Annotated in this window: 21 protein-coding genes; 13 read left to right on the top strand and 8 right to left on the bottom strand. The window is 73.1% G+C overall.

Translation table 11 applies throughout. From position 1 onward, the window contains the following. Positions 1–30 precede the first annotated feature (30 nt). Positions 31–834 carry a class I SAM-dependent methyltransferase gene (locus tag AB0I49_RS24130; protein ID WP_363229128.1) on the bottom strand — a complete coding sequence of 268 codons (804 nt, stop codon included), beginning with the start codon at positions 832–834 and terminating at the stop codon, positions 31–33. 353 nt (positions 835–1,187) lie between these two features. Between AB0I49_RS24130 and rpsA the strand changes: the two genes are divergently transcribed. After that, positions 1,188–2,699 carry a 30S ribosomal protein S1 gene (gene rpsA / locus AB0I49_RS24125; RefSeq protein ID WP_030888093.1) on the top strand — a complete coding sequence of 504 codons (1,512 nt, stop codon included), beginning with the start codon at positions 1,188–1,190 and terminating at the stop codon, positions 2,697–2,699. Between the two features lie 103 nt (positions 2,700–2,802). Here rpsA and AB0I49_RS24120 read toward each other — a convergent pair whose 3' ends face one another. After that, positions 2,803–3,810 (bottom strand): right-handed parallel beta-helix repeat-containing protein, encoded by a 1,008-nt coding sequence (locus AB0I49_RS24120; protein WP_363229127.1) that lies wholly within the window; start codon positions 3,808–3,810, stop codon positions 2,803–2,805. 233 nt (positions 3,811–4,043) lie between these two features. Here AB0I49_RS24120 and AB0I49_RS24115 point away from each other — a divergent pair, with 233 nt between their 5' ends. The 3 genes from AB0I49_RS24115 to AB0I49_RS24105 all read left to right on the top strand — a co-directional run bounded on the left by AB0I49_RS24115 (position 4,044) and on the right by AB0I49_RS24105 (position 6,193). Beyond that, the gene (locus tag AB0I49_RS24115) at positions 4,044–4,988 is read left to right on the top strand and encodes a PAC2 family protein (RefSeq protein ID WP_363229126.1); all 945 of its coding nucleotides are present in this window, start codon (positions 4,044–4,046) and stop codon (positions 4,986–4,988) included. 25 nt (positions 4,989–5,013) lie between these two features. Beyond that, positions 5,014–5,634: a dephospho-CoA kinase gene (coaE, locus tag AB0I49_RS24110; RefSeq protein ID WP_363229125.1), complete on the top strand. Its 621-nt coding sequence runs from the start codon at positions 5,014–5,016 to the stop codon at positions 5,632–5,634. Between the two features lie 187 nt (positions 5,635–5,821). Then, a complete protein-coding gene (locus AB0I49_RS24105; RefSeq protein WP_363229124.1) occupies positions 5,822–6,193 on the top strand; it encodes a tetratricopeptide repeat protein in 372 nt (123 codons plus the stop codon). A gap of 72 nt (positions 6,194–6,265) precedes the next feature. Here AB0I49_RS24105 and AB0I49_RS24100 read toward each other — a convergent pair whose 3' ends face one another. After that, complete coding sequence (locus tag AB0I49_RS24100; protein ID WP_363229226.1) at positions 6,266–6,553, bottom strand: DUF6343 family protein; 288 nt, start codon at positions 6,551–6,553, stop codon at positions 6,266–6,268. 128 nt (positions 6,554–6,681) lie between these two features. Here AB0I49_RS24100 and AB0I49_RS24095 point away from each other — a divergent pair, with 128 nt between their 5' ends. From AB0I49_RS24095 to AB0I49_RS24080, 4 genes are all read left to right on the top strand, one after another. Beyond that, positions 6,682–8,553 (top strand): helicase-associated domain-containing protein, encoded by a 1,872-nt coding sequence (locus AB0I49_RS24095; RefSeq protein WP_363229123.1) that lies wholly within the window; start codon positions 6,682–6,684, stop codon positions 8,551–8,553. Positions 8,554–8,717: 164 nt separating this feature from the next. After that, the gene (locus AB0I49_RS24090) at positions 8,718–11,516 is read left to right on the top strand and encodes a DEAD/DEAH box helicase (RefSeq protein ID WP_363229122.1); all 2,799 of its coding nucleotides are present in this window, start codon (positions 8,718–8,720) and stop codon (positions 11,514–11,516) included. Then, complete coding sequence (locus AB0I49_RS24085; RefSeq protein ID WP_363229121.1) at positions 11,513–12,739, top strand: SWIM zinc finger family protein; 1,227 nt, start codon at positions 11,513–11,515, stop codon at positions 12,737–12,739. Before AB0I49_RS24090 ends, AB0I49_RS24085 begins: the two co-directional genes overlap by 4 nt. A 92-nt stretch (positions 12,740–12,831) precedes the next feature. Continuing rightward, positions 12,832–13,479 (top strand): uridine kinase, encoded by a 648-nt coding sequence (locus AB0I49_RS24080; RefSeq protein WP_363229120.1) that lies wholly within the window; start codon positions 12,832–12,834, stop codon positions 13,477–13,479. On the opposite strand, the gene AB0I49_RS24075 is transcribed toward AB0I49_RS24080, so the two are convergent. The 3 genes from AB0I49_RS24075 to AB0I49_RS24065 form a co-directional block, all read right to left on the bottom strand. After that, complete coding sequence (locus AB0I49_RS24075; protein ID WP_363229119.1) at positions 13,463–14,902, bottom strand: WGR domain-containing protein; 1,440 nt, start codon at positions 14,900–14,902, stop codon at positions 13,463–13,465. The two genes, AB0I49_RS24080 and AB0I49_RS24075, sit on opposite strands and share 17 nt — an antisense overlap. A 125-nt stretch (positions 14,903–15,027) precedes the next feature. Then, positions 15,028–15,627, bottom strand: a complete 600-nt coding sequence (locus AB0I49_RS24070; RefSeq protein WP_363229118.1) for a methylated-DNA--[protein]-cysteine S-methyltransferase — start codon at positions 15,625–15,627, stop codon at positions 15,028–15,030. Between the two features lie 46 nt (positions 15,628–15,673). Further along, on the bottom strand, positions 15,674–16,594 hold the full coding sequence (locus AB0I49_RS24065; RefSeq protein ID WP_363229117.1) for a glycerophosphodiester phosphodiesterase family protein: 921 nt from the start codon (positions 16,592–16,594) through the stop codon (positions 15,674–15,676). A gap of 197 nt (positions 16,595–16,791) precedes the next feature. On the opposite strand from AB0I49_RS24065, the gene uvrB reads away from it, so the two are divergent. The 5 genes from uvrB to AB0I49_RS24040 all read left to right on the top strand — a co-directional run bounded on the left by uvrB (position 16,792) and on the right by AB0I49_RS24040 (position 23,476). Beyond that, on the top strand, positions 16,792–18,915 hold the full coding sequence (gene uvrB, locus AB0I49_RS24060) for an excinuclease ABC subunit UvrB (RefSeq protein ID WP_363229116.1): 2,124 nt from the start codon (positions 16,792–16,794) through the stop codon (positions 18,913–18,915). A 206-nt stretch (positions 18,916–19,121) separates the two neighbouring features. Then, positions 19,122–19,700 carry a TerD family protein gene (locus AB0I49_RS24055; protein WP_363229115.1) on the top strand — a complete coding sequence of 193 codons (579 nt, stop codon included), beginning with the start codon at positions 19,122–19,124 and terminating at the stop codon, positions 19,698–19,700. A gap of 124 nt (positions 19,701–19,824) precedes the next feature. Next, positions 19,825–21,780, top strand: a complete 1,956-nt coding sequence (locus tag AB0I49_RS24050) for a TerD family protein (protein WP_363229114.1) — start codon at positions 19,825–19,827, stop codon at positions 21,778–21,780. 146 nt (positions 21,781–21,926) lie between these two features. Further along, the gene (locus AB0I49_RS24045; protein ID WP_363229113.1) at positions 21,927–22,907 is read left to right on the top strand and encodes a TerC family protein; all 981 of its coding nucleotides are present in this window, start codon (positions 21,927–21,929) and stop codon (positions 22,905–22,907) included. 119 nt (positions 22,908–23,026) lie between these two features. Beyond that, a complete protein-coding gene (locus tag AB0I49_RS24040; RefSeq protein ID WP_363229112.1) occupies positions 23,027–23,476 on the top strand; it encodes a lamin tail domain-containing protein in 450 nt (149 codons plus the stop codon). A gap of 7 nt (positions 23,477–23,483) precedes the next feature. On the opposite strand, the gene AB0I49_RS24035 is transcribed toward AB0I49_RS24040, so the two are convergent. Together AB0I49_RS24035 and AB0I49_RS24030 are read right to left on the bottom strand one after the other, a co-directional pair. Continuing rightward, positions 23,484–24,140 carry an MBL fold metallo-hydrolase gene (locus tag AB0I49_RS24035; RefSeq protein WP_363229111.1) on the bottom strand — a complete coding sequence of 219 codons (657 nt, stop codon included), beginning with the start codon at positions 24,138–24,140 and terminating at the stop codon, positions 23,484–23,486. Between the two features lie 10 nt (positions 24,141–24,150). After that, a complete protein-coding gene (locus AB0I49_RS24030) occupies positions 24,151–24,876 on the bottom strand; it encodes a maleylpyruvate isomerase family mycothiol-dependent enzyme (RefSeq protein ID WP_363229110.1) in 726 nt (241 codons plus the stop codon). Positions 24,877–25,022: the final 146 nt, after the last annotated feature.

Here is a 25,022-nt window from a genome sequence, read left to right as displayed (position 1 = left end):
ACTGCGAGGAGGGGCGTCCGCGCTACGGGGTCAGTCGCGCTCGCAGATGAAAATGGCCGTGCCGGGGATGAGGTTGCCGCGCAGCGGGGACCAGCCGCCCCACTCCTGGCTGTTCCACGCCGGCCACTCCGGCTCGACCAGGTCGACCAGGCGGAAGCCGCCGGCCACCACGTCCCGCACCCGGTCGCCCAGGGTCCGGTGGTGTTCCACGTAGACGGCGCGGCCGTTCTCGTCCTGTTCCACGTAGGGCGTGCGGTCGAAGTAGGAGGCGGCGACGGAGAGCCCTTCGGGGCCCGGCTCGTCGGGGAACGCCCACCGGACGGGGTGGGTGACGGAGAAGACCCAGCGGCCGCCGGGCCGCAGCACCCGCCGCACCTCGCGCATCACGCGTACCGGGTCGGAGACGAACGGGACGGCTCCGTAGGCCGAGCACGCGAGGTCGAACGTCCCGTCGGGGAAGGGCAGGGCCCCGGCGTCGGCCTCCACGACGGGGAACGCGCAGCCGATGCGCAGCGCGTGCTGCAACTGCCGGTGCGAGAGGTCGAGCGCGACCGGGCGGGCGCCCTGGGCGGCCAGCCAGCGGGAGCACTGGGCTGCGCCCGCGCCGATCTCCAGGACGTCGCGCCCCTTCAGCTCGGCGGCGGGGCCGAGCAGCGCCGCCTCGGCCTCGTCGAGACCCTCCGGGCCCCACACGAACCGGTCGTCGCCGAGGAACCCGCCGTGCTCCTGCTGGTACTCGTCGGCGTTCCGGTCCCACCAGCCGCGGTTGGCGCGGCTGCTCTCGGCCGCTCCGGAGGCGCGTCGGGTGGCCTCCGGCTCATGCTCTTGGATCATCGTGACGCCCGTCGTACCCTTCGTTCGGGCCGGTGGCCGCGGTGCGCGGCACGACCCTTGTGGCCTCGCCGAACATGAGTTGTGCCAGGTATGGGATGTTCTGTCCTGGGTGTGCGCCTTCGCGCATTGACCGTGCCCGGCTGCCCCCGTATGCTACAAGTTGCGCTGCGGGCCTGCGCACCTCAGACGGAGCAGGTCGCGCTCGCACTTGTTGTATGTCCCCTCGGTTGTCGAGGCGCTTCCGGTTCTGCCGGGAGGTGCGCTTCTAAGGCTGTCCGGCTTCGGCAGTGCGATACCGGCTCACGGCGTAGCAGTACCTACGACTCACTGTCCGTACCGGAGCCCTTTCCCACATGACGAGCAGCACCGAGACCACCGCCACCACCCCGCAGGTTGCGGTCAACGACATCGGTAACGAGGAAGCCTTCCTCGCCGCGATCGACGAGACGATCAAGTACTTCAACGACGGCGACATCGTCGACGGCGTCATCGTGAAGGTCGACCGGGACGAGGTCCTGCTCGACATCGGTTACAAGACCGAAGGCGTCATCCCTTCCCGCGAGCTCTCGATCAAGCACGACGTCGACCCGAACGAGGTCGTCAAGGTCGGCGATGAGATCGAGGCCCTGGTTCTCCAGAAGGAGGACAAGGAAGGTCGTCTCATCCTGTCCAAGAAGCGCGCTCAGTACGAGCGTGCCTGGGGCACGATCGAGAAGATCAAGGAAGAGGACGGGATCGTCACCGGTACCGTCATCGAGGTCGTCAAGGGTGGTCTCATCCTCGACATCGGCCTCCGTGGCTTCCTGCCGGCGTCTCTCGTCGAGATGCGCCGCGTCCGCGACCTCCAGCCCTACGTGGGCAAGGAGCTCGAGGCCAAGATCATCGAGCTGGACAAGAACCGCAACAACGTGGTCCTGTCCCGCCGTGCCTGGCTCGAGCAGACCCAGAGCGAGGTCCGTCAGACCTTCCTCACGACCCTGCAGAAGGGCCAGGTCCGCTCCGGCGTCGTCTCCTCGATCGTCAACTTCGGCGCGTTCGTGGACCTCGGCGGCGTCGACGGTCTGGTGCACGTCTCCGAGCTCTCCTGGAAGCACATCGACCACCCCTCCGAGGTCGTCGAGGTCGGTCAGGAAGTCACCGTCGAGGTCCTCGACGTGGACATGGACCGCGAGCGCGTGTCCCTGTCGCTCAAGGCGACGCAGGAAGACCCGTGGCAGCAGTTCGCCCGGACCCACCAGATCGGTCAGGTCGTCCCGGGTAAGGTCACCAAGCTCGTTCCGTTCGGTGCGTTCGTGCGCGTCGACGAGGGCATCGAGGGCCTGGTCCACATCTCCGAGCTGGCCGAGCGCCACGTGGAGATCCCGGAGCAGGTCGTCCAGGTCAACGACGAGATCTTCGTCAAGGTCATCGACATCGACCTGGAGCGCCGTCGCATCAGCCTCTCGCTGAAGCAGGCCAACGAGTCCTTCGGCGCCGACCCGTCCGTGGTCGAGTTCGACCCGACCCTGTACGGCATGGCCGCGTCCTACGACGACCAGGGCAACTACATCTACCCCGAGGGCTTCGACCCCGAGGCGAACGACTGGCTCGAGGGCTACGAGCAGCAGCGTGAGGCCTGGGAGACCCAGTACGCCGAGGCGCAGCAGCGCTTCGAGCAGCACCAGGCCCAGGTCATCAAGTCCCGTGAGGCCGACGAGCAGGCCGCGGCCGAGGGTGCTGCGGCTCCCGCCGCCGGTGCCGGCACCGGTGGCGGCAACGCCTCCGGTGGCTCGTACTCCTCGGAGTCGGCGGACAACTCCGGCGCCCTGGCGTCGGACGAGGCCCTGGCCGCGCTCCGCGAGAAGCTGGCCGGCGGCCAGAGCTGACGCTCTGCTCCGCGGTCGGTTGTCGTAGCTGACTGAGGTAAGGCCCGCTCCCCAATGGGGGGCGGGCCTTACTCATGCGCGGGCGCGCCCAGCGGGCGGGTGCTCAGCCGCCGCCCGTGACCTTGATGTTCGTGAGCCCCTTGCCGCCGGAGACGGTGTTGCTCGCGTACACGGTGGCCTTGCAGCTGCTCGCGTCGTAGTTGGTGACGTTGACGGCGAGCCGCGAGGAGCCCTTGGCGCCGTTCAGGTCGGACTTGTTGCCGCGGAAGACGGCGCCGCAGCCCCAGCCCTGCTGCTGGGTGTGGGTCTGGTAGCCGTCGTTGCTGGTGTGCGTGCCCGTGTTGTTCTCGACGACCACGCCGTTGCCCTTCACGTCGACCCAGGAGTCGTCGTAGTTGGCGTTGCTGAGTCCGCTGCCGTCGAAGGTGTTGCCGGATATCCGCGCCCCGGTGGTGCCCTCCTTGATGTCGACGTTCTCGCCGCGGACGTCCGGGCCGATGGTGTTGGACCGGATCCGTATGTTGTCGCTCTTGTCGGAGAGCCCGCCGGCCGAGCCGACGTACACGCCCTCGCCCATGCCCTGGCCGTCCTTGCCGGTGTCGTAGATCCTCGAGTTCTCGATGAGGCCGTCGCGGCTGGACTTGCGGAAGTGCACGCCTTCCATGTCGAGGCCGTGGACGGTGACCGAGTCGATGACGACGCCGTCCGCGCCGTCCATCATGATCCCCTTCTGGCCGCCGGTGACGGTGATGCCCTTGACCGTCCAGTACGAGGCCCCGTTGAGGTGGAGTCCGTAGCCGCCGCCGGCCGTGAGCACGGCCTTCGGCGAACCGGTGAGCGTGATGCGGGCGGACGCGGAGCCGCGGGCGGTGGTCTTGAAGTTTCCGTTGTACGTGCCGTCGGCGAGCTGGATCGTGTCGCCGGGTCCGGCGGCGGCGAGGGCGGACTTCAGCTGGGCCGCGGTGGTCACGGAGATGACGGACGCGGGGGAGGCGGCGGACGGGGCGCGACCGGCGACGGGGGCGCCGTTCGCAGCCGACGCGGCGGCCACGAGGCCGCCGACGGCGAGCAGAGCGGCGGTGGGGGCCATCAGGAGCGGTCTGGCACGCATTCGAGATCCTTTCCTGTATGTGAACGATGGGCGTGGATATGAATCCGTGCGGCGGTTCGCGAACCTAGGGCCTGACTGACGCAGCGTCAACCCACCGGGACGCATGCGCGACGCACCGGATCGGGCCGCGCCCGTACCAGCGGCTCCGTCTCAACTCCCGGAAGCGGCAAGCGGGAATGGCCGGCGCGCGCCCGGTGTTCTTCATGACGGAAACACGAGGAGGAGCGGTCACTGTGCTGGATCCGCAGGGTTTGTACGAATGGGAGCCCAAGGGGCTCGCCGTAGCCGACCTGGCCCTCGCCCAGGACTCGGCGGGGCTGGTCATGCTCTACCACTTCGACGGCTACATCGACGCCGGCGAGACCGGCGAGCAGATCGTCGAGCGGCTGCTGGACGGGCTGCCGCACCAGGTCGTCGCCCGCTTCGACCACGACCGGCTCGTCGACTACCGGGCTCGCCGCCCGCTGCTCACCTTCCAGCGCAACCGCTGGACCGCGTACGAGACGCCCAAGATCGAACTGCACCTGGTGCAGGACGCCACCGGCGCGCCCTTCCTGCTGCTGGCAGGCCCCGAGCCGGACGTCGAGTGGGAGCGGTTCGCGGCGGCCGTGCGCGAGATGGTCGAGCGGCTGGGCGTACGGCTGTCGGTCAACTTCCACGGCATCCCCATGGGAGTCCCCCACACGCGCCCCGTAGGCGTCACGCCGCACGGAAACCGCACGGACCTCATGCCCGGCCACGCCGCCCTCTTCGACGAGGCGCAGGTCCCCGGCAGCGCCGCGGCCCTCATCGAGTACCGCCTCGCGGAGGCGGGCCACGACGTGCTCGGCGTGGCGGCCCACGTCCCGCACTACGTGGCCCGCTCGTCCTACCCCGACGCCGCCCTCACCGCGCTGGAAGCGGTCACCGCCGCCACCGGACTCGTCCTGCCGAGCGCCGCGCACGCGCTGCGCACCGAGGCGCTGCGCACGCAGGAGGAGATCGAGCGGCAGATCGGCGAGGGTGACGAGGAGCTGGTCGCGCTGGTACGGGGCCTGGAGCACCAGTACGACGCGGTGGCGGGCTCCGAAGCGCGCGGCAACCTCGTCGCGGAGCCCGTGGAACTGCCCTCCGCGGACGAACTCGGCGCGGAGTTCGAGCGTTTCCTCGCCGACCGCGAGGGCGACGGGGGCCAGTGAGCCCCGGCCGTATAGCGTGGGCCGCATGCTGAAGGTGGGCCTTACGGGCGGGATCGGCGCCGGCAAGAGCGAGGTGTCACGGCTGCTCGCCTCCTACGGAGCGGTGGTCGTGGACGCCGACAAGATCGCGCGCGAGGTGGTGGAGCCCGGCACGCCCGGACTCGCGGCCGTGGCCGCGGAGTTCGGGCCCGAGGTGCTCGCGGCCGACGGGTCCCTGGACCGGCCCGCGCTGGGTGCGGTCGTCTTCGCTGACCCGGACCGGCGCGCGGCCCTCAACGCGATCATGCACCCCCTGGTGGGCGCCCGCTCCGCGGAGCTGGAGGCGGCTGCGGGCCCGGACGCCATCGTCGTCCACGACGTGCCGCTCCTCGCGGAGAACGGCCTCGCGCCGCTCTACGAAGCCGTCGTCGTCATCGACGCCGATCCCCGGACCCAACTCGACCGGCTCGTACGGCTGCGCGGCATGACGCCGGACGACGCCCGGGCGCGCATGTCCGCCCAGGCGACGCGCGAGGAGCGGCTCGCGGTCGCGGATCTCGTCATCGACAACGACGGTCCGCTCGACGCGCTGGAACCGCAGGTCCGCGAGGTCTGGGCGAAGCTGGTGGAGCGGGCCGAGGGGACATCCGGGCCGCGATCGGAATAGGAGCGGGCACGCGGTCGGAATAGGGCGCTGCCGCGCCGCGTTGGGACGGGCGTACGCCGTGATCACGCATGCCCGCGGCCGGACCCTGGCGTTCCGCGGCAGGGAGCCCGCATCCGGGAGCCCGTACCGGGTAGCCCGCGACCGGGAGTCCGTATCCGGGATCCGTATCCAGGAAGGAGAACGGCACGTGTCCGAGCCGACGCCCGAGACCCACGTCATCGACTACCGCGCCGCGGAGCAGCTGCTGGCCGCCCGCGATCCGCGCGGAGCCGTCAAACTCCTCGACTCGGTCATCACCGCCCACCCCGAGAACACCGCGGCGCGCCTGCTGCGCGCCCGCGCCTTCTTCGGCGCGGCTCAACTGCGCCCCGCCGAACTGGAATTCCAGCTGGTCCTGGAGCGCGAACCGGACAACGCCTTCGCCCACTTCGCGCTGGCCCGCACCCTCCAGCGCGACGGGCGGCGGGCCGAGGCCACCCGCCACTTCCGGCTGGCCGCGGCCCTCGACCCCCGGCCGGACTACATCGAGGCGGCCCGCTTCGATGAAGGAGCGGGCTGACCCCCGGCGAACGTCCGGACCGCACCCCGGTCGTGCTGGGCCGGTCCCGGGGGCAGGGCTGTCGCGGGAGGGCTATCGCGGGCGGCTCCGCCTGCCGCGGCCGCCGCCCTTGACCGGATCGTACGGCGGGACATCCCGGCCCGGCTGGTAGCGGGGGCCCTGGCGGATATGGCGGATCACCATGAACAGGTCCGCGGCCGTCACCGCGGAGAGCACCCCGCAGGCGATCGCCCACCCCGGCCGGCCGAGGTCCGCGAAGACGACCGTCCCCGCGACGGCCCACGCCAGCCCCCACACGGCCAGCCCGCACCTGAGCCTGAGCGGGCTGCGTGCCTGCACCGGTTCGCTGCCCGTACGCATCGCCACGCATCTCCTGCTTCCAGAATCCACCCGATCCCGGCCTCGTCCAAGCCCTTCCGCGCCCCGCGTCCGCAGGCCCCCTCCCACCTGCGCGATCGAGGTTTCCGGCGGCCAGTAGGGTCGGGGCCATGGACGGCCTCGACACCCTCGCCCGCGCGCTCGGACAGCGCACCCCGGAGCAGCTCGCGAGCCTCCTCGCACGCCACCGCGAGCCCCTGTCCCACCGGCCCGCGCCCACCCACCTGCGCGGGCTGGCCACCGCCCTGTGGTCGTACGAGACCGTCCACCACCTCGTCCTCCAGCTCGACCGGCCCCGGCTCCAGCTCCTCGCCGCCGTCGCCCGCGCCGGGCAGCGGCTCGCGGCGGAGAACGCGCCGCCCCGGCCGCCCGCGCCGCGCTCCGGGGCCGGCTTCGAGGCGCTGATGTCGCACAGCCTGTCGTTCCCGCGGCTCGCCGCCGAGCCCGTACCGGCCGGGACGGCGTACGAGGCGCTCGGCGCGGACAGCCCCGGACCCGACAGGGAGGCCGCCGCCGCCGCGCTGCGGGCGCTGTACGAGGACGGGCTCGCCGCACCCGCCGAGGACGGCCGCATCGTCGTGCCGCCCCGCGTTCCGCAGCTCATCGGCGGCCTCGACCTCGGGGACTTCGCCCGCGACGCGCCGAGCCCCGCGGCCGACGCCCTGACGCAGACCGATCCCGCCCTCGTCGGCGCGGAGACGCAGGCCGCCGCGTCCGCCCTCTCGGCCGCCATGGACCGGCTCCTCGCCGCCCTCGCCGCCCAGCCCGCCGCCCTGCGGAAGTCGGGCGGGCTGGCCGTCCGCGAGACCAGGCGGCTGGCCAAGGCGGCCGGCACCGGCGAGGGCCACGCCCGGCTGCTCCTCGACACCGCCGAGGCCGCCGGGCTGATCGCGCTCAGCCGGGACCGCGGCGGCACGACGGCGCTGCCCACCGCCGCGTACGACGAGTGGCTGACGCGGACCGCGGGCGAGCGGCTGGCGCCCGTGCTGACGGCCTGGGCGGAGCTGCACGGCATCCCCACGCTGGGAACGCCGGGGGAGCCGCCGGCCACGCTCGTACGCGGTCACGACCGCTACGCGGCGCCCCTGCGCAGGGCGCTGCTGGAGGCCCTCGCCGCGCTCCCCGAGGGGACCGGGGCCGCCGTGCCCCCGCCGCCGCTGCCGGACGCCGCGGACGCGCTCCAGCCGCTGCAGGCGCTCATCCGGGCCGCCGACTGGCACCGCCCGCTCGCCGTCCGCGGCCAGCCGATGGCGGCGGACCGGTCGGCGCACACCCTGAGCGAGGCGGCGTTCCTCGGCGTCGTCGCCCACGGCGCGCTCAGCCCGCTCGGCCGGGCGCTGCTCGTCGGCCCCGCCGCGCTCCGCGCCGAACTGGGCCGTCTCCTGCCGCCGCCGCTCGAACACGCCCACTTCCAGGCCGACCTGACCGCCGTCGCCCCCGGCGCGCCGTCGGCCGGGCTCGCCGGCCTCCTCGGAGCCTGCGCCGACCGCGAATCGGAGGGACACGCCGTGACCTGGCGGTTCACCGCCGACTCCGTGCGGCGCGCCCTGGACGCCGGGCACGACCCCGCCGCGCTGACGGCCGAACTGACGGCCGCGTCCGCCTCGGGAACGCTGCCGCAGCCCCTGACGTACCTGATCGGCGACACCGCCCGTACGCACGGCCGGGTACGGGTCGTACGCACCGCCTGCTGCGTCCGCTCCGACGACGAGGCCCTGGTGCGGGAGCTCGCCGCGCACCGCGAGCTGCGCGCCCTGGGGCTGCGGGCCGTCGCGCCGACGGTCCTGGTCGCCGCCGAACCGCCGGACGCCGTGCTGCGGGCCCTGCGGGCGGCCGGATACGCGCCGGTGCTGGAGGCGGAGACCGGTACGACGGTCGTCGAACGGGCCGCCGCGCACCGGGCGAAGGCCCCGGCGCCGCTGCCCGCCGCCCGCAGGGCCGCCGAGCCGCTGGCCCTCGCCGAGCGGCTGCTGAGGGGCTGAGCCGGCCGGATTGTCAGTGCCCCTCCGTAGACTCGGGAACCGCTCGGACAACACGGGAAACGGCTCGAGGAGCCGCGGGAAACGGCGAGGTGGTGGGGCGGGTGAGGCTGGTATCGGGGCGGCTTTCGGCCGCCGCGGAACCTGGTGGTCCCTCGGCTGCTGCGGTGGGCGGTCCGGCCGGTCCGCTGGGGCGCTGCGCCGCCGTCTTCCTGCCCGGTGAACTGCCGCGCGAGGGCGCCGTCGCCTTCTGGCGGCCGGACGGCGGCGATCTTCCGGTCGGAGCGGAGGGGGAGCGCACCGAGCTGACCGTCGTGCGCCGGAGCGGAGACGGCGTGGAGCAGCGCACGGTGCCCGCGCTCGTGCTCCCCCTGGAACAGGCGGTCCCCCCGCTGGTGCGCGCCCGCCACGACCCGGCGGCCCATCCGGCGGCCGCCTGCTGGGGGGCCGCGGCGCTGCACGGACTGCAGCTCGTGGCGCGCGGCAGGCTGCTCCCAGGGCTGACCGAGGCCGACCAGGACGCCTGGCGGGCCGGGCCGCTGGACGCCGAGGACCTCGCGCACCTGCGGGCGGTCGCCGCCGCCATGCCCGCCGAGGCGTACGCGGCGCCGCTGCCGGGCCCCGGGCCGCTGCGGCTCCCGGACCCCGACGGACTCGTACGGGCGCTGCTGGACGCGGTCGCGGACACCCTGCCGCGGACGCCCGCGGCGCCGTACGCGGCGGGGGAGCCGTACGCCGCGCGCGCCGCGCACCAGCTGCCCGCGCTGCGCGAGTGGGTCGCGGAAGCCGCCGCCGGGACGGACGGCGGGGTGCGGATCTCGCTCCGCCTGGACCTGCGCGCGTACGACCTCTACGAGGAGGACGGCGGGCTCGCCGCGGCGGTGGTCCAGGTCCACAGCCTCACCGACCCGACTCTGCTCACGGACGCGGTCGCGCTGTGGGAGGGGCGCGCGGGGGAGCATTTCGGCGCGCGCGCCCGTGTCGACACGGTTCTCTCGCTCCGGCGCGCCGCCCGCGTCTGGCCACCCCTCGGCCGCCTCCTGGAGCGGCCCGTGCCCGACGTGCTGACGCTCGACGAGGACGAGCTGAACGACCTCCTCGGCGTGGCCGCCCAGCGGCTGTCGGCGGCCGGGGTCGCCGTCCACTGGCCCCGGGAGCTGGCGCGCGACCTGACCGCCCGCGCGGTCGTACGGATCGCACCGGGCACCGCGTCCGACGAACCGAGCTTCTTCGACGCGGAGCAGATCCTCGAATTCCGCTGGCAGCTGGCGATGGGCGGCTCACCGCTCACCGAGCAGGAGATGGACGCGCTCGCCGAGGCGCACCGGCCCGTCGTGCGCCTGCGCGACCAGTGGGTGCTGGTCGACCCCGCGCTCGTCCGCAAGGCCCGCAGACGCGACCTGGGGCGGCTCGACCCCGCCGAAGCCCTGTCCATGACGCTGACCGGCACCGCCGAGGTCGACGGCGAACAGGTCGCCACCGTGCCGGTCGGGGCGCTCGCCGTCCTGCGCGACCGGCTCACCGCCGAGCCCAAACCCGCCGTCCAGCCGCCCGGACTGCGCGCCGCCCTCCGCGACTACCAGCTGCGCGGGCTCGGCTGGCTCGACCGGATCGTCTCCCTCGGCCTCGGCGGCTGCCTCGCCGACGACATGGGACTCGGCAAGACGATCACCGTCATCGCCCTCCACCTGCACCGCGCGCCCGCCGACCCCACGCTGGTCATCTGCCCGGCCTCCCTGCTCGGCAACTGGCAGCGCGAGATCGAGCGCTTCGCGCCCGGCGTCCCCGTGCGCCGCTTCCACGGCTCCGGACGGACCCTGGACGGCCTGGCCGGGGGCTTCGTGCTCACCACCTACGGCACGATGCGCTCCAGCGCCGAGGAGCTCGCCGAACGGCCCTGGGGACTGGTCGTGGCGGACGAGGCGCAGCACGTGAAGAATCCGTACGCGTCCACGGCCGTGGCACTGCGCACCATCCCCTCCGCCGCCCGGATCGCCCTCACCGGCACCCCCGTGGAGAACAACCTCTCCGAGCTGTGGGCGCTCCTCGACTGGACCAACCCGGGGCTGCTGGGCTCCCTCAAGAACTTCCGGGCCCGCCACGCCCGCGCCATCGAGGGCGGCGAGGACGACGAGCAGACCCAGGAGGCCGTCGAACGCCTGGCCCACATCGTCGCGCCCTTCCTGCTGCGCCGGAAGAAATCCGATCCGGGCATCGCCCCCGAGCTGCCGCCCAAGACGGAGACCGACCGGCCGGCAGCGCTGCTGCGCGAACAGGCCGCCCTCTACGAGGCCGTCGTCAGGGAAACCCTCGTGAACATCGAGGGGACCGAGGGCATGGCGCGGCGCGGCCAGGTGATGAAGCTGCTCACCGCGTTGAAGCAGGTCTGCAACCACCCCGCCCAGTACCTGAAGGAGGGCGGCGAGCGGCTGGCGGGCCGCTCGGGGAAGCTGGAACTGCTCGACGAACTGCTGGACACCATCCTCTCCGAGGGCGGATCGGTGCTGGTCTTCACGCAGTACGTGGAGATGGCCCGGCTGCTCCTGGCCCACCTGACGGCGCGCGGCGTGCCGTCCCAACTGCTGCACGGCGGCACCCCGGTCGCGCGGCGCGAACAGCTCGTGGACCGCTTCCAGTCCGGTGAGGTCCCCGTCTTCCTGCTGTCGCTGAAGGCGGCCGGCACGGGCCTCAACCTCACCCGCGCGAGCCATGTCGTGCACTACGACCGCTGGTGGAACCCGGCGGTCGAGGACCAGGCGACCGACCGCGCGTACCGCATCGGCCAGACCCAGCCCGTGCAGGTCCACCGCCTCGTCACCGAGGGCACGGTCGAGGACCGCGTCGCCGAGATGCTGGAGGCGAAGCGCGCGCTGGCCGACGCGGTCCTCAGCGGCGGCGAGTCGGCGCTGACCGAGCTGAGCGACGCGGAGCTCGCCGAGCTGGTCGCCTTGAGGAGGCCGCGGTGACCACCTTCGCCGAGTCCTGGTGGGGCAACGCCTGGATCGAGGCCCTGGAGAGCGCGTCGCTCGACGCCGCCCGGCTCTCCCGCGGCCGGGCCTACGCGCGCGGCGGCCACGTCCACGACATCACCGTCACGCCCGGCCGGATCGCGGCCCGCGTCGACGGCAGCCGCTCGCGCCCGTACCGCACCGGTATCGGGCTGGACGTCCTCTCCGACGCCGACTGGGACCGCTTCCTGACCGCGGTGGCCGCCCAGCCGTCGCATATCGCGGCCCTCCTCGGCAAGGACATGCCGCACGCGCTCGTCGACGCCGCCGCCGAGGCCGGCGTGCGGCTGCTGCCGGGCCCCGGCGAGCTGTCGCCGCGCTGTTCCTGCCCCGACCGGGGGCACCCGTGCAAACACGCGGCGGCCCTCTGCTACGAGGCCGCCCTGCTGCTGGACGCGGACCCGCTCGTCCTCCTCCTGATGCGGGGCCGCGACGAACGGGCGCTCCTCGACGACCTCGCCCGCCGCAACGCGGCCCACGCGTCCCGCGAGTCACCGGCCGCCCGCACGGGTGTCGACGCCCGTACCGCGCTCTCCGCCGCGCCCGCCCCCGCGGCTCTCCCCGACCCGCTCCCCGTCCCCCGGCGCCCCGGCATACCGCCGGCGCTGCCGCCCGCCCGTCGGCTGCCCGTCGACGCGGCGGCGCTCGACCTGCTGGCCACGGACGCGGCCGCCCGCGCCCACGCCTTCCTCACCACGGGCGGCGACCCGCACCCCGGCCTCACCCCCTGGCAGGACGCGGTCCGGCTCGCCGCCACCCGGCCCACCTCCGGACTCACCGCCACCACCCGCACCCTGTACCGGAGCCTGGCCGCCGGAACCGGCCGCACCCCGACCGACGTGGCCCGCGCGGTGGCCGCCTGGCGGCAGGGCGGGCTGGAGGGCCTGACGCTCCTCGAATCCCCGTGGAACCCGCCGGCCGGCCCCTTCGACCGGGCCCGTCCCGCCCTGGCCGCCGCCGGGCTGCCGCCCCTGCGTCCGCGCCACAACCACCTCACCGACGACGCCCGCGGCCTCCAGCTCCGCTTCGGCCATGACGGCCGCTGGTACCCCTACGAGGCCGATCCGGGCCCCGACCCGGACTGGTGGCCGGCGGGACCCGCGGACGACGACCCGGCGGACGCCCTGTCGTCGCTGCTTCAGCGCGACGATGCGGTCGCGCGGGCCGCGCCGCCGTACTGACACATCCCGTGGAGGCGGGCGCGGGGGCCGGCGATACCTGAGCGGGCCGGGCCGGAGCCCTCCCTTCACAGCGCGGCGTGCATCATGGGTCCGTGCAGTGGGAAGCGATCTCGTGGACGCGACTGACGGAAGCGCTCGTGGAGCGGATCGCGGGGTCCGAGGCGGAGGACGGCAGCCCCTGGCTGCGGGTCGCCGTCGACGGTGCTCCCGCCGCCCGCCCCGCGGAGCTGGCGCAGGGCATGGCCGGGGAACTGCGGGCACGAGGGCGGCCGGCGGCCGTCATCGGGACCGGCGGATTCCTGCGGCCCGCCTCGCTGCGCCTCGAATACGGGCGGCAGGACGCCGACGCGTACTACGACCTGTGGCTCGACACCGGCGCGCTCCACCGCGAGGTGTTCGCGCCCCTGGAGCCCGGCGGCAGCGGACGGGTGCTGCCCGACCTCTGGGACCCCGTGACGGACCGGGCGACGCGCAGCCCGTACCTGACGGTGCCGCCCGGCGGCGTCGTGATCGTGCACGGCCCGCTCCTCCTCGGGCACTGGTTCCCCTTCGACCTGGCGGTGCACCTGCGGATGTCGCCCGCCGCGCTGGCGCGCCGCACCGACGCGGCGGACGCCTGGACCGTACCCGCCTTCGCGCGCTACGCCGACGAGGTCGGGCCGGAGGACGCCGCCCAGGTGGTCGTACGGGCCGACGACCCCCGCCATCCGGCGTGGAGCGGGTTCAGAGCAGACGCCTGATCTCGCCGCGGACGCGGTAGAAGCCGGCCGTCGCGGGTGCGAGCGCGTCGACCACGTAACGGACGCCGGGCTCGCGTATCTGGCGCGGGAACTGGACGTTCCACTGGGGTTCGTAGCCTTCGGAGACGACGTGGACGCGCAGCCGGCCGCCCTCCTCGACGCACTCCACGACGATGCCCGAGGCCGGGGCGGCCGTCACGGTCGCCAGCGTGGTCGTCGGCGCGTAAGTGGGCAGCGCCTCGGCCGACTTGACGTCCACCGGAACCGGGACGGTGCCGGTCCGCGCGGCGGCGATCGCGGCCTCCGACGCGTCGACGCACACCAGCGAGCCGTCCGTGGTGACCATGTAGAGCTTCTCGTCCAGATACTGCATCGACAGTGCCGAGCCGCCGCCGGTGCCCAGCTTCCACAGCCGGGTGCCGTCCGCCGCGAAGCAGTACACGGACGAGGCGGAGTCGCCCGCGAAGACGTACCGCCCGCCGGGGGCGGTGGCGCAGGAGTAGACCGCGGTGTCGCACGGATAGGTGGCCTCCGTCCGGCCCGTCGCCTTCGACAGGCGCTGCACGACGCGGCGGTCGGTGCCCGCGTAGACCGCGTCGTCCTCCTGCCAGCCGAACAGCACCGCCCCGTTGGTCGGCGTGTGCCACAGCTCGCCGCCGCCGTCCGGGGCGTACGCCGTCACGCCGCGGTCGTGGCCGTGGTAGACGGCCCGTTCGTCACGGCGCACCATCCAGCCGTGCGCTCCGGCGCTGCCGCGCGACCACTGGTACTCGTCCTCATGGTCGATGACCGTCAGACCGCCGTTCCGGTCCGACACGTTGAGCACGCCCTCGCGGACGTCCAGCCAGAAGATGTCGACGTCCGCCGCGATCTGGTAGGCGGCGAAGGGGAGCTTGGAGGACAGGTCGTAGACCGTGCCGTCGTCGCAGCCCGCGTAGATCCAGAAGTCGTCCGCCACCAGGCACTTGACGCCGTCCGGCAGCCGGTAGCGGGACAGCACCTCGCCGTCGTGCGCGAGGGTGAAGACATCCCCGGCCTGGTTCCCCACCCAGCAGCGGTCCTCGTCGATGTGGATGCCGAACGCCGCGGAGCCCGTACGGAACCGCCACAGCACCGGGGCCACGGCGCGCGCCGTCGACGGCGCGGACGCGACCTGACGGCGCGTCACGGCCCGTGCGGCGCGGGCGCCCTGCACGGCCGGCGCGTACCCCTTGCGGACCTTCTCGCCGACCTTCTTCGCCGCCGCGGCCCGCGCCTTCTCGGCGGTGGGGAAGGTGGAGGTCTGCAACTGGCCCGCCGCGCCGATCCGTCCGTACCGGACGGAGACGGTGACGCCGTCCACGGTCACCTCGTAGAACTTGTGCGCCCCGCCGCCGTCCTGTGACAGCTCCAGATACGTCCTGTCGCCCGACGCCTGCGTCATGGCATACCCCTCTCCCAGGGCGGCCACCGGCGGCCGACCTCTACTGCTGGGAAACGCTAGGGGCTGCCACTGACAATCGGCCGGGCGAGCGGGCCTGTTGGGCCCGCAGGGGCCGCCTGACCAGGCTAGAAGAGCGGCTGCGGCAGGACGCCCTCCAGGGCCAGCAGGGCGCGCTTGACCTCCAGGCCCCCGCCGAAGCCGCCGATGCCCCCGTCGCTCTCGACCACGCGGTGGCACGGGACGACGACCGGCAGGGGGTTGGCGCCCATCGCCGTCCCCACGGCGCGGGCGGCGCCGGGCTCGCCGACGCGGCGGGCGAGGTCCTGATAGCCGACGACCGTGCCGTACGGGACGTGGGCGGCGAGCGCGCGCAGCACCCGGCGGTTGAAGCCCGTGGTGAGCGACCAGTCCAGCGGCACCGTGAACGCCCGCAGCCGACCGTCGAAGTAGGCCCCGAGCTGGCGCTCCGTCTCCGCCGGCAGCTCGCGGGCCGCCCCGGTCGGCGCATCGGGCCCGGTGCCGAGGCGGCGGGTCAGCTCCTCCACGGCCCGCGCGGCGCGCGTCTCACCGGCGTCGAAGACGACGCGGAGCAGCCCCTCGGCCGTGACGGCGAGCCCCAGCGTGCCGATGGGGGTCTCCAGCGTCCTCCAGGACCAGGACCGCGTCCGGCCCGCCGCTGCCGCCGCTTCTTCCTCGGCGCGGTCGGCGCCCTCGGTGTCCGTCATATGAGCAGCGTAGGCCCTGGGGGCGCCGCCCCCAGGGCGCGCCGGGTCAGGCCGCCGCCGGTACGCGTACGGGCGGGGCGGCGGCGCCCGAAGCCCCGCAGCCGAGGGCCCGGCGGATCTCCGCGGGCTTGTTGGTGATGATGGCGTCCACGCCCATCCGGGCCAGGGACCGCGCGGCGCCCGTGTCGTCGACGGTCCACGCGGAGAGCCGCAGGGGGCGGCCGTGCGGCCCTCGGAGCGCGTGGACGGCGCGGAGGTACTCCGGCGTGACGGCCTTGTGGTTCGGGTTGATCTGATCGGCGTACGCCGCGTACGAGCGGAGCTCGGCGGCCTTCGGGGCGCCGAGGAAGCCGAGCATCAGATCGGGGCGGAGCCGGTGGAGCGTACGCAGCGAGGCGGCGTTGAAGCTCTGGAGGGCCAGCCGGTGCGCCACGTGCCGCCGGTCGAGCCAGCCCCGGTCGCGCAGCTCCGAGGTGATCCGGCGCTCGATGCCGGGGTAGAGCTCCGGCGCCTTGACCTCCAGGAGGAGGTTCTGGCGGTTCCGCTCGACGCGGTCGAGGTAGCGGCCGAGGGTCGGCACGCGCTGCCCCGCGAACCGGCGGTCGAACCAGCTGCCCGCGTCGAGCCGCTCGATCTCGGCGAGGGTGAAGTCCGACACCCGCCACGGCGACCGGTTCGGATAGCGCCGCTCGGCGTCGGTCGTGCGGCTGAGCGTGGTGTCGTGGATCACGACGAGGGCGCCGTCCTTGGTCCGCTGGACGTCGTTCTCGACCCAGGTGATGCCGAGGCGGGCGGCGGCGTCGACGGAGGCGAGCGTGTTCTCGGGCGCGCTCACGGGCGAGCCGCGGTGGCCGATGACCACGGGTGCGTGCGAATGGGGGGTGGCGTGGGCGTGGGCGGGGCCGGTGAGCAGCGCCGACAGGCCCAGAAGTGCGGTGGCGACGGCGGCGGCGGGGCGCAGTTGCATACGGTCTCCTCGCGGCGTCCGGTCCGGGCCGGGGAGCGTCCCGGATGTGGCGTACAAGAAGATAAGTACGCGATGACCGGCGAACGCGCGCGGGCATCGGCGGACTCTGCGGATATTCCGCCCCTCATTCGGCCGAGAGACGGGCTTCGGACACCGACGGCAGGGCCGTTGTCAGTGGTGGGTCGTACGGTGGTTCCATGCGGCCCGTATCCAAGATCGAACGCACCGTGGCGCCCTTCGAGGTCGTCAGCCCCTACCAGCCCAGCGGTGACCAGCCGACGGCCATCGCCGAGCTGGAGCGGCGTATTCGCGCAGGTGAGAAAGATGTGGTGCTGCTCGGCGCGACCGGCACCGGCAAGTCGGCCACCACCGCGTGGATGATCGAGAAGCTGCAGCGGCCCACCCTGGTCATGGCGCCGAACAAGACCCTCGCGGCCCAGCTCGCCAACGAATTCCGGGAGCTGCTGCCCAATAACGCGGTCGAGTACTTCGTCTCGTACTACGACTACTACCAGCCCGAGGCGTACGTACCGCAGTCGGACACCTACATCGAGAAGGACTCCTCGATCAACGAGGAGGTCGAGCGGCTGCGCCACTCCGCGACGAACTCGCTGCTCACCCGCCGCGACGTGGTCGTGGTGGCCTCCGTCTCCTGCATCTACGGCCTGGGCACCCCGCAGGAGTACGTGGACCGCATGGTGCGGCTCAAGGTCGGCGAGGAGATCGACCGCGACCAGCTGCTGCGCCGGTTCGTGGAGATCCAGTACACCCGCAACGACCTGGCCTTCACCCGCGGCACCTTCCGGGTCCGGGGCGACACCATCGAGATCTTCCCGGTCTACGAGGAGCTCGCGGTCCGGATCGAGATGTTCGGGGACGAGATCGAGGCGCTCTCCACGCTTCACCCGCTCACCGGCGAGGTGATCTCCGACGACCAGGAGCTGTACGTCTTCCCGGCCAGCCACTACATCGCCGGCCCGGAGCGCATGGAGAAGGCCGTCGCGGGCATCGAGGCCGAGCTGGCGGAGACCCTCGCCACGATGGAGAAGCAGGGCAAGCTGCTGGAGGCCCAGCGGCTGCGGATGCGTACGACGTACGACATCGAGATGATGCGCCAGATCGGCTCCTGCTCCGGCATCGAGAACTACTCGCTGCACATGGACGACCGCGAGCCCGGCTCGCCGCCCAACACCCTCCTCGACTACTTCCCCGAGGACTTCCTCCTCGTCATCGACGAGTCGCACGTCACCGTCCCGCAGATCGGCGCGATGTACGAGGGCGACGCCTCCCGCAAGCGCACCCTGGTGGAGCACGGCTTCCGGCTGCCGTCCGCCATGGACAACCGCCCGCTCAAGTGGGAGGAGTTCGTCGAGCGGATCGGCCAGACCGTCTACCTCTCCGCCACCCCCGGCAAGTACGAACTCGCGCGCGGCGACGGCTTCGTGGAGCAGATCATCCGCCCCACCGGCCTCGTCGACCCCGAGGTCGTCGTCAAGCCGACGGACGGGCAGATCGACGACCTGGTGCACGAGATCCGGACGCGCACGGAGAAGGACGAGCGCGTCCTGGTGACCACCCTCACCAAGAAGATGGCCGAGGACCTCACCGACTACTTCCTGGAACTGGGCATCCAGGTGCGCTATCTGCACAGCGACGTCGACACCCTGCGCCGCATCGAGCTGCTGCGCGAGCTGCGGGCCGGCGAGTACGACGTGCTGGTCGGCATCAACCTGCTGCGCGAGGGGCTCGACCTCCCCGAGGTCTCCCTGGTCGCGATCCTCGACGCCGACAAGGAAGGGTTCCTGCGCTCCGGCACGTCCCTGATCCAGACCATCGGGCGCGCGGCGCGCAACGTCTCCGGACAGGTCCATATGTACGCGGACAAGGTCACCCCGGCGATGGAGAAGGCCATCGAGGAGACCAACCGCCGCCGGGAGAAGCAGATCGCGTACAACAAGGAGAAGGGGATCGACCCGCAGCCGCTGCGGAAGAAGATCGGCGACATCGTCGCGACCATCGCGCGCGAGGAGATCGACACCCAGGAGCTGCTGGGCACCGGCTACCGGCAGGGCGACAAGAGCAAGGGCAAGGCCCCGGTGCCCTCGGCGGGGGCCGGGAAGTCCGGCAAGGCGGCCGCCGGCAAGGACGCCGCGCTCACGGACCGGCCCGCCGCGGAGCTGGCCGAGCTGATCGAGGAGATGACGGAGCGGATGCGCAGCGCCGCCGCCGAGCTGCAGTTCGAGGTCGCGGCCCGGCTGCGCGACGAGGTCGGGGAGCTGAAGAAGGAGCTGCGGCAGATGAGGGAGGCCGGAATCGCCTGAGGGGCGGCCGTGGCGCGGTGCGAGGGCACCGTGCGAGCGCCGTGCGAGGAAGCGGTGCGAGGGCTCGTCTCGGGGACGTGTTGCAAGAACGCCACAAACCGCGTCCGGCCGGTGGCACCGGGAGCGCCAGTGCATAGGGTTTTCCGAGGAGGCCGCGCCCGACGCGCGGCCACGGGGACACTCGGTACATCGAGAAGGGACAGCGCGTGACGGTCAACTTGGCCAAGGGCCAGGGCATCAGCCTGAAGAAGGCCGACGGGGGCACCCTGAGCGCGGTGCGGATGGGGCTGGGCTGGCAGGCAGCTCCCCGCCGCGGCCTGTTCGGCTCGCGCAGGAAGGAGATCGACCTGGACGCCTCGGCGGTGTTGTTCGCCGAGGGGGAGCCGGTCGACGTGGTGTCCTTCCAGCACCTCGTCAGCGACGACGGCTCCGTCCAGCACACCGGCGACAACCGGGTCGGCGGCGCCGGGCAGGGCGGCGACGACGAGGCGATCCTCGTCGACCTGCAGCGGGTGCCGGTGCACATCGACCAGATCGTGTTCACGGTGAACTCGTTCACCGGCCAGACCTTCGCCGAGGTGCAGAACGCCTTCTGCCGGCTCCTGGATGAGACCACCGGCCAGGAGCTGGTCCGCTACACCCTCGACGGCGGCGGCCCGTACACCGCGCAGATCATGGCGAAGGTGCACCGGTCCGGCAGCGGCTGGCAGATGACGGCGATCGGCGTCCCGGCCGACGGCCGCACCTTCCAGGACCTGATTCCGGCGATACTGCCCAGCCTGTAGGCGGGGGTTCGGCGAGGGGGCCCCAGGCTCCGGCCGGGGCCCGGCGGGGGAGAACCGCCGGGCAGGCGGGCAGGGCCGTGCGCGACGGGCACGGCCGCGAACGACATAACAAGGGGGCGCACCGATGATGGCCGAACTGGTCCGGGGCCAGAACCACCCACTGCCTCAGACCCGTTTGGAGATCCGGGTCTCGGCGGGCGGCCCGGTCGTGGCCGGGGCCGTCCTCGGCGACGAGCGGGGGCGGGCCGCGGACGCCGGGTGGGTGGCGCACCCCGCCGCGCCGCACCTCCCCGGTCTGGAGGTGTCCCAGCAGGCCGCCGCCGACCACCGGCTGGCCGTGGACCTGGACGCGCTCCCCGCCGCCGCCCACCGGGTCAGCGTGCTGCTCGCGCTGCCGTCCGGCGTGGGCGGCCCGGCGCGGTTCGGCGCGATGGCGGCGCCGTTCGTCGCCGTCACCGGCCTCGACGGCACCGAGGTCGCCGGGTACACCATCACGGATCTGGACTCCGAGTCCGCGGTCGTCGCGCTGGAGCTCTACCGCAGGCAGGGCGCGTGGAAGGTACGGGCCGTGGGCCAGGGGTACGCGGGCGGGCTGACCGCGATGCTGCACGACCAGGGGCTGCCGGGCGCCGCCGAGCTGGCCGCCGTCATCGAGGCGGCGGTGGACCAGGGGGCGTCCCGCTCGCTCGCCCCGCCGCCGCGGCCCGCGCGGAACCAGGACAAGGGCGAGCGGGCGCGGCACCCCGACGGCAAGAACGAGTCACCCGAACCGGCCGCCGTGCCCGGTTCCGGACCGGTCGACTACCGGCATCCGAGGCGCCGGCCCGCGAAGCCTCCCCAGGACGCGCCGGCCGGTCGGGCTTCCGCCGAGCGGTCTCCCGCCCCGGCGGACGCCCCACGGCCGCAGCCCGGCCCGGCGGCACGGTCCGGCGAGGAGGAGCGCCCCGCCGCGCCCGTAGCGGGGGACGCCGGCGGCTGGACGATGGACGAGCGGCTCTACAACCAGGTCTGGGGCATGTTCGAGGACCTGGCCCGTACGGTCGCGGCGTACCGCAGCGCGGTGGACTTCGCGGAGTCGCGCATGGAGCGGGAGCTCGACGAGGTCCTCTCGGACCCGGGCACGCGCGTCGGCCCGGCCGCCGACGCCGCCCGCGAGGCGGCGCGCCGCAAGCAGACCGGGCTCGTCGCGCGGGCCCGCGCCGTCCTCGACCGCGATCTCGGCCGGCTCGCCGCCGAGTCCGACGTCGTCGAGCAGGCTCTGCCGCCCGCCTACGCCCGGTGGACCAGCCCCGTCTGGCAGGGCTACCAGATGCCGTTCGAGAGCCCGATGGCCCTGCGCCTCGGCGATCTGCGCCTGCCGGAACGCGACGACCTGCGCATCCCCATGCTGATGCGGCTGCCGCTGGAGCGCGGTCTGTGGATCGACAGCGGCCGTACGGGCGCCCCGGAGGCGGCGCTGATGGCGTCGGCCGACGTGCGCCGGCTGGCCATGGACACCGCGGTGGCGCACGCCGCGCGGCTCCTCGCGGTCCACCCGGTCGGCGACTTCGCGGTGCAGGTGATCGACCCGGCGGGCGCGGCGGGCGCCTCGCTCGCGCCCCTGCTGCGGTCGGGCGCGCTCCGGGAGCCCCCGGCGGCCGGCGCGCGCGGGGTCGCCGCGACGCTGACGAAGCTCACGCGCCGCGTCGATCTGGTGCAGATGGCGGTCCGCAGCGGGGCCGTGGACTCGCTGCCGCGCGATCTCGACACCGCGGAACAGCTGCTGATCGTCAACGACTTCCCGCACGGCTTCGACGACCGGGCCGTCAACCAGTTGCGCTACCTCGCGGACGAGGGGCCGTCGGTGGGCGTCCACCTGATGATGGTGGCCGACCGGCAGGACGCCCGCGAGTACGGGCCGGTGCTCGACCCGCTGTGGCGGGCGCTGCTGCGCCTCACGCCGGTCCCCGACGACCACCTCGCCGACCCCTGGGTCGGGCACGTCTGGACGTACGAGCCGCCGACCGTGCCGAGGGGGAGCGAGGTGCTGGGGCGGGTCATCCGGCAGGTGGGCCAGGCATTGCAAGCTCACCGCCACTGACCTGCTGATTTGTATTCTTCTTTACCTTCTCTTGGCTGTTCCTGTACTCTTTGGCGTACGGAGGTCATGGCTGGCGTGTCAGCGGACCGGGACCCCCGGCAGCGACGACGCTGTGAGTGCCGTACGACTCTGCCGGAGGAGCAGCAGTGGATGTTTCCCTGAACGTGTGGGCGCTGACGATCGTCGGTCTGTGCGCCCTGATCGCCGCGGACTTCTTCATCGGCGGCCGAAAGCCGCACGCTGTCTCCATCAAGGAGGCGGGCGTCTGGACGGTCGTCTGGGTCGCCCTCGCGGCGCTCTTCGGGCTCGGCCTCTTCCTGCTCGGGGGCGGTCAGGCGGCGGGCGAGTTCTTCGCCGGATACATCACCGAGAAGTCGCTGAGCGTCGACAACCTCTTCGTCTTCGTCCTGATCATGGCCAAGTTCGCGGTCCCGCCGATCTATCAGCAGCGGGTGCTGATGGTCGGCGTGCTCATAGCGCTCGTACTGCGAGCGATCTTCATCGGCGCGGGCGCCGCGATCATCGCCAACTTCTCCTGGATCTTCTACCTCTTCGGCGCGTTCCTGATCTGGACCGCCTGGAAGCTCGTCCAGGACGCGCGCAGCAACGAGGAGGACGAGGAGTTCGAGGAGAACCGCCTGCTCAAGGCGGTCGAGCGGCGCGTCCCCTCCACCAGCGTGTACCACGGCACCAAGCTGTTCATCGCCGAGAACGGCAAGCGGCTGATGACGCCGATGCTGGTCGTCATGCTGGCGATCGGCACCACCGACGTCCTCTTCGCGCTCGACTCCATCCCGGCGATCTTCGGCCTCACCCAGGATCCGTACATCGTCTTCACCGCCAACGCGTTCGCCCTGATGGGCCTGCGCCAGCTCTACTTCCTCATCGGCGGCCTGCTGAAGAAGCTGGTCCACCTCTCGTACGGCCTGTCGGTGATCCTCGGCTTCATCGGGGTGAAGCTGGTCCTGCACGCGCTGCACGAATCCGGCGTGCACGTCCCCGAGATCAGCATCCCCGTCTCGCTCGGCGTCATCTGCGCGGTCCTGATCATCACCACGATCACCAGCCTGCGGGCCTCGAAGAAGCAGGCCGAGGCGGAGGAGCGCAAGGACAGCCTGGAGGTCTGACGCGGGCGCCGGGCCGGCGGACTGCGGCCGCTCCGGAGCGGAACCGTCCGTCGGCCGCGCCGCTACCGTGGTGTGCGCAGCGGCCCGCGATCGGAGCCGCTTGTTCCTAGGGGGGACCCATGCGCCACCGCATAGCAGCCACCATTCTGGCGACGGGAACGGCCGCGGCGACTCTGTTCGCCGCCGCGCCGGCGTCCGCCGCGCCCTCCGTGCACATCACGGAGATCTACTACAACAGCCCCGGCAAGGACACCCGTTCCAACTCCAGCCTCAACGCCGAGTGGGTACGGATCAAGAATCCGACGAGCCGCGCCGTGAACCTGCGGAACTGGAAGCTGACGGACGCCTCCCGTCACCAGTACACGTTCGGCTCCTACACCCTGGGCGCCGGGAAGTCGGTGAAGGTGCGCACCGGCCGGGGCGGCGACACCGCGGCAAACCGCTACCAGGACCGCCGGGCCTACGTCTGGAACAACGACCGGGACACGGCGACGCTGCGCAAGTCGAACGGGTCGAAGGCCGACTCGTGCTCGTACAACAACTCCCGCCGCGCCTCGGTCCTCTGCTGAGAGGGCGTCACCAGCCGCGCTCGCGCCACTCCGCGAGGTGCGGGCGCTCGGCGCCGAGGGTGGTGTCCCCGCCGTGGCCGGGATAGACCCAGGTCTCGTCGGGGAGCGCGGACATCAGCTTGTTCTCGACGTCGTCGAGCAGCCGGGCGAAGGACTCGGGGTCGCCCCAGGTATTGCCGACGCCGCCGGGGAAGAGGCAGTCGCCCGTGAACAGGTGCGGGTGGCCGTGCGGGTCGTCGTAGACCAGGGCGATGCTGCCCGGCGTGTGGCCGACGAGGTGGCGGGCGGTGAGCTCGACGTCGCCCACCCGGATCGTGTCGCCGTCCTCGACGGGCACGTCGGTCGGCACCGGGATGCCTTCGGCGTCGTAGCGCCCGGCGTAGGTGCGGGCGCCGGTGGCGTCCACCACCTCGCGCAGCGCTCCCCAGTGGTCGCCGTGCCGGTGGGTGGTGACCACGGAGGCGATGCCGCTGTCGCCGATCAGGCTCAGCAGGGTGGCCGGCTCCGCGGCGGCGTCGATCAGCAACTGCTCATCGGTCGCGCGGCAGCGCAGCAGATAGGCATTGTTGTCCATCGGACCGACCGCGACCTTGGAGATCATCAGCTCGGTCAGTTCGTGTACGTCCGCCGGTCCGCCGACCTTCACCGCTCCGCTGTACGTCATGGCATCAACCCTATAGCGGCGGCAGCGCGGGCAGCAGGCCCCCGGAGGAACCGCCCCGGACCTCCAGGCCGGCCCCGTCCGCGCGGCCGACGAGCCAGCCGAGCAGGTCGGTGGGGGAGCCCGTGACGGTGATGGCCTCGCCGTCCTCGCGGCCCGTGCGCCAGCTGCTTCCGTCGGAGGCCGTCAGCCGCAGCGCGGGCACCTCGGCGCGGCCCGCGAGCTTCACGCCGGCCATGAAACCGATCTCCTGGGTGACGAAGGCGGCCGGCAGGTCCTCCAGCCCGTAGCCGATTCCGAGGTCCACGTGGTGCAGCTCGACCTCCACGAGGCGGCGGAAGGGCAGCATGGCGGCCCGCTCCATGACGCCGTTGCGCATCTCCACCACGTACTCCCGCCGCTCCTCGGAGACGGCCGCGGCGGCCTCGTCGAAGCGCGCGGCGCTGGTGCGGAGGTCGTCGAGGTGGGCGGTCAGCGGGCGCGCGCTGTCGCGCTCGATGTCGGCGTCGCGGGCCTCGGGGCTGACGTACATCGGCGTCTTGACGTCCGTACGGGCCCAGGTGAGGAGGTTGGTGATGGCGTCGGCGTTGCGGGCGATGTGCGCGAACACATGGCCGCGGGTCCAGCCGGGGAGCAGCGACGGGGCGGCGGCCCCGGCGTCGTCCAGCGCGCCGGCCCCGGCGAGGAGGCGGTCGGTGGCGGCCCGTACGGCGGCAAGGTCGGATGCGAAATCGCTCATGATCGGCACCCTAGCGGCGGCCACCCGTTCGGGTGAAGGTAGTCGGCTCCGGCCGTGAATCGAATGTGCGTGCTATAGGCTCGGGGGAGGCACGAGATACGACATCCGAGCGACGCCCCCCATACCCTGGGTTCGGGGTGCGGCGC

It is taken from the genome of Streptomyces sp. NPDC050617 (genome assembly GCF_040654795.1).
GTDB lineage: Bacteria > Actinomycetota > Actinomycetes > Streptomycetales > Streptomycetaceae > Streptomyces.
This window is presented reverse-complemented; position numbering and strand designations above follow the sequence as displayed.

What these genes read in the sequence shown, in the direction of transcription:
- rpsA (WP_030888093.1), top strand. Translation starts at nt 1,188, where the DNA reads ATGACGAGCAGCACCGAGACCACCGCCACCACCCCGCAGGTTGCGGTC.
- uvrB (WP_363229116.1), top strand. Translation starts at nt 16,792, where the DNA reads ATGCGGCCCGTATCCAAGATCGAACGCACCGTGGCGCCCTTCGAGGTC.
- AB0I49_RS24100 (WP_363229226.1), bottom strand. Translation starts at nt 6,553, where the DNA reads ATGCGTACGGGCAGCGAACCGGTGCAGGCACGCAGCCCGCTCAGGCTC.
- coaE (WP_363229125.1), top strand. Translation starts at nt 5,014, where the DNA reads ATGCTGAAGGTGGGCCTTACGGGCGGGATCGGCGCCGGCAAGAGCGAG.
- AB0I49_RS24050 (WP_363229114.1), top strand. Translation starts at nt 19,825, where the DNA reads ATGATGGCCGAACTGGTCCGGGGCCAGAACCACCCACTGCCTCAGACC.
- AB0I49_RS24030 (WP_363229110.1), bottom strand. Translation starts at nt 24,876, where the DNA reads ATGAGCGATTTCGCATCCGACCTTGCCGCCGTACGGGCCGCCACCGAC.
- AB0I49_RS24040 (WP_363229112.1), top strand. Translation starts at nt 23,027, where the DNA reads ATGCGCCACCGCATAGCAGCCACCATTCTGGCGACGGGAACGGCCGCG.
- AB0I49_RS24120 (WP_363229127.1), bottom strand. Translation starts at nt 3,810, where the DNA reads ATGCGTGCCAGACCGCTCCTGATGGCCCCCACCGCCGCTCTGCTCGCC.
- AB0I49_RS24130 (WP_363229128.1), bottom strand. Translation starts at nt 834, where the DNA reads ATGATCCAAGAGCATGAGCCGGAGGCCACCCGACGCGCCTCCGGAGCG.
- AB0I49_RS24095 (WP_363229123.1), top strand. Translation starts at nt 6,682, where the DNA reads ATGGACGGCCTCGACACCCTCGCCCGCGCGCTCGGACAGCGCACCCCG.
- AB0I49_RS24070 (WP_363229118.1), bottom strand. Translation starts at nt 15,627, where the DNA reads ATGACGGACACCGAGGGCGCCGACCGCGCCGAGGAAGAAGCGGCGGCA.
- AB0I49_RS24065 (WP_363229117.1), bottom strand. Translation starts at nt 16,594, where the DNA reads ATGCAACTGCGCCCCGCCGCCGCCGTCGCCACCGCACTTCTGGGCCTG.
- AB0I49_RS24035 (WP_363229111.1), bottom strand. Translation starts at nt 24,140, where the DNA reads ATGACGTACAGCGGAGCGGTGAAGGTCGGCGGACCGGCGGACGTACAC.
- AB0I49_RS24075 (WP_363229119.1), bottom strand. Translation starts at nt 14,902, where the DNA reads ATGACGCAGGCGTCGGGCGACAGGACGTATCTGGAGCTGTCACAGGAC.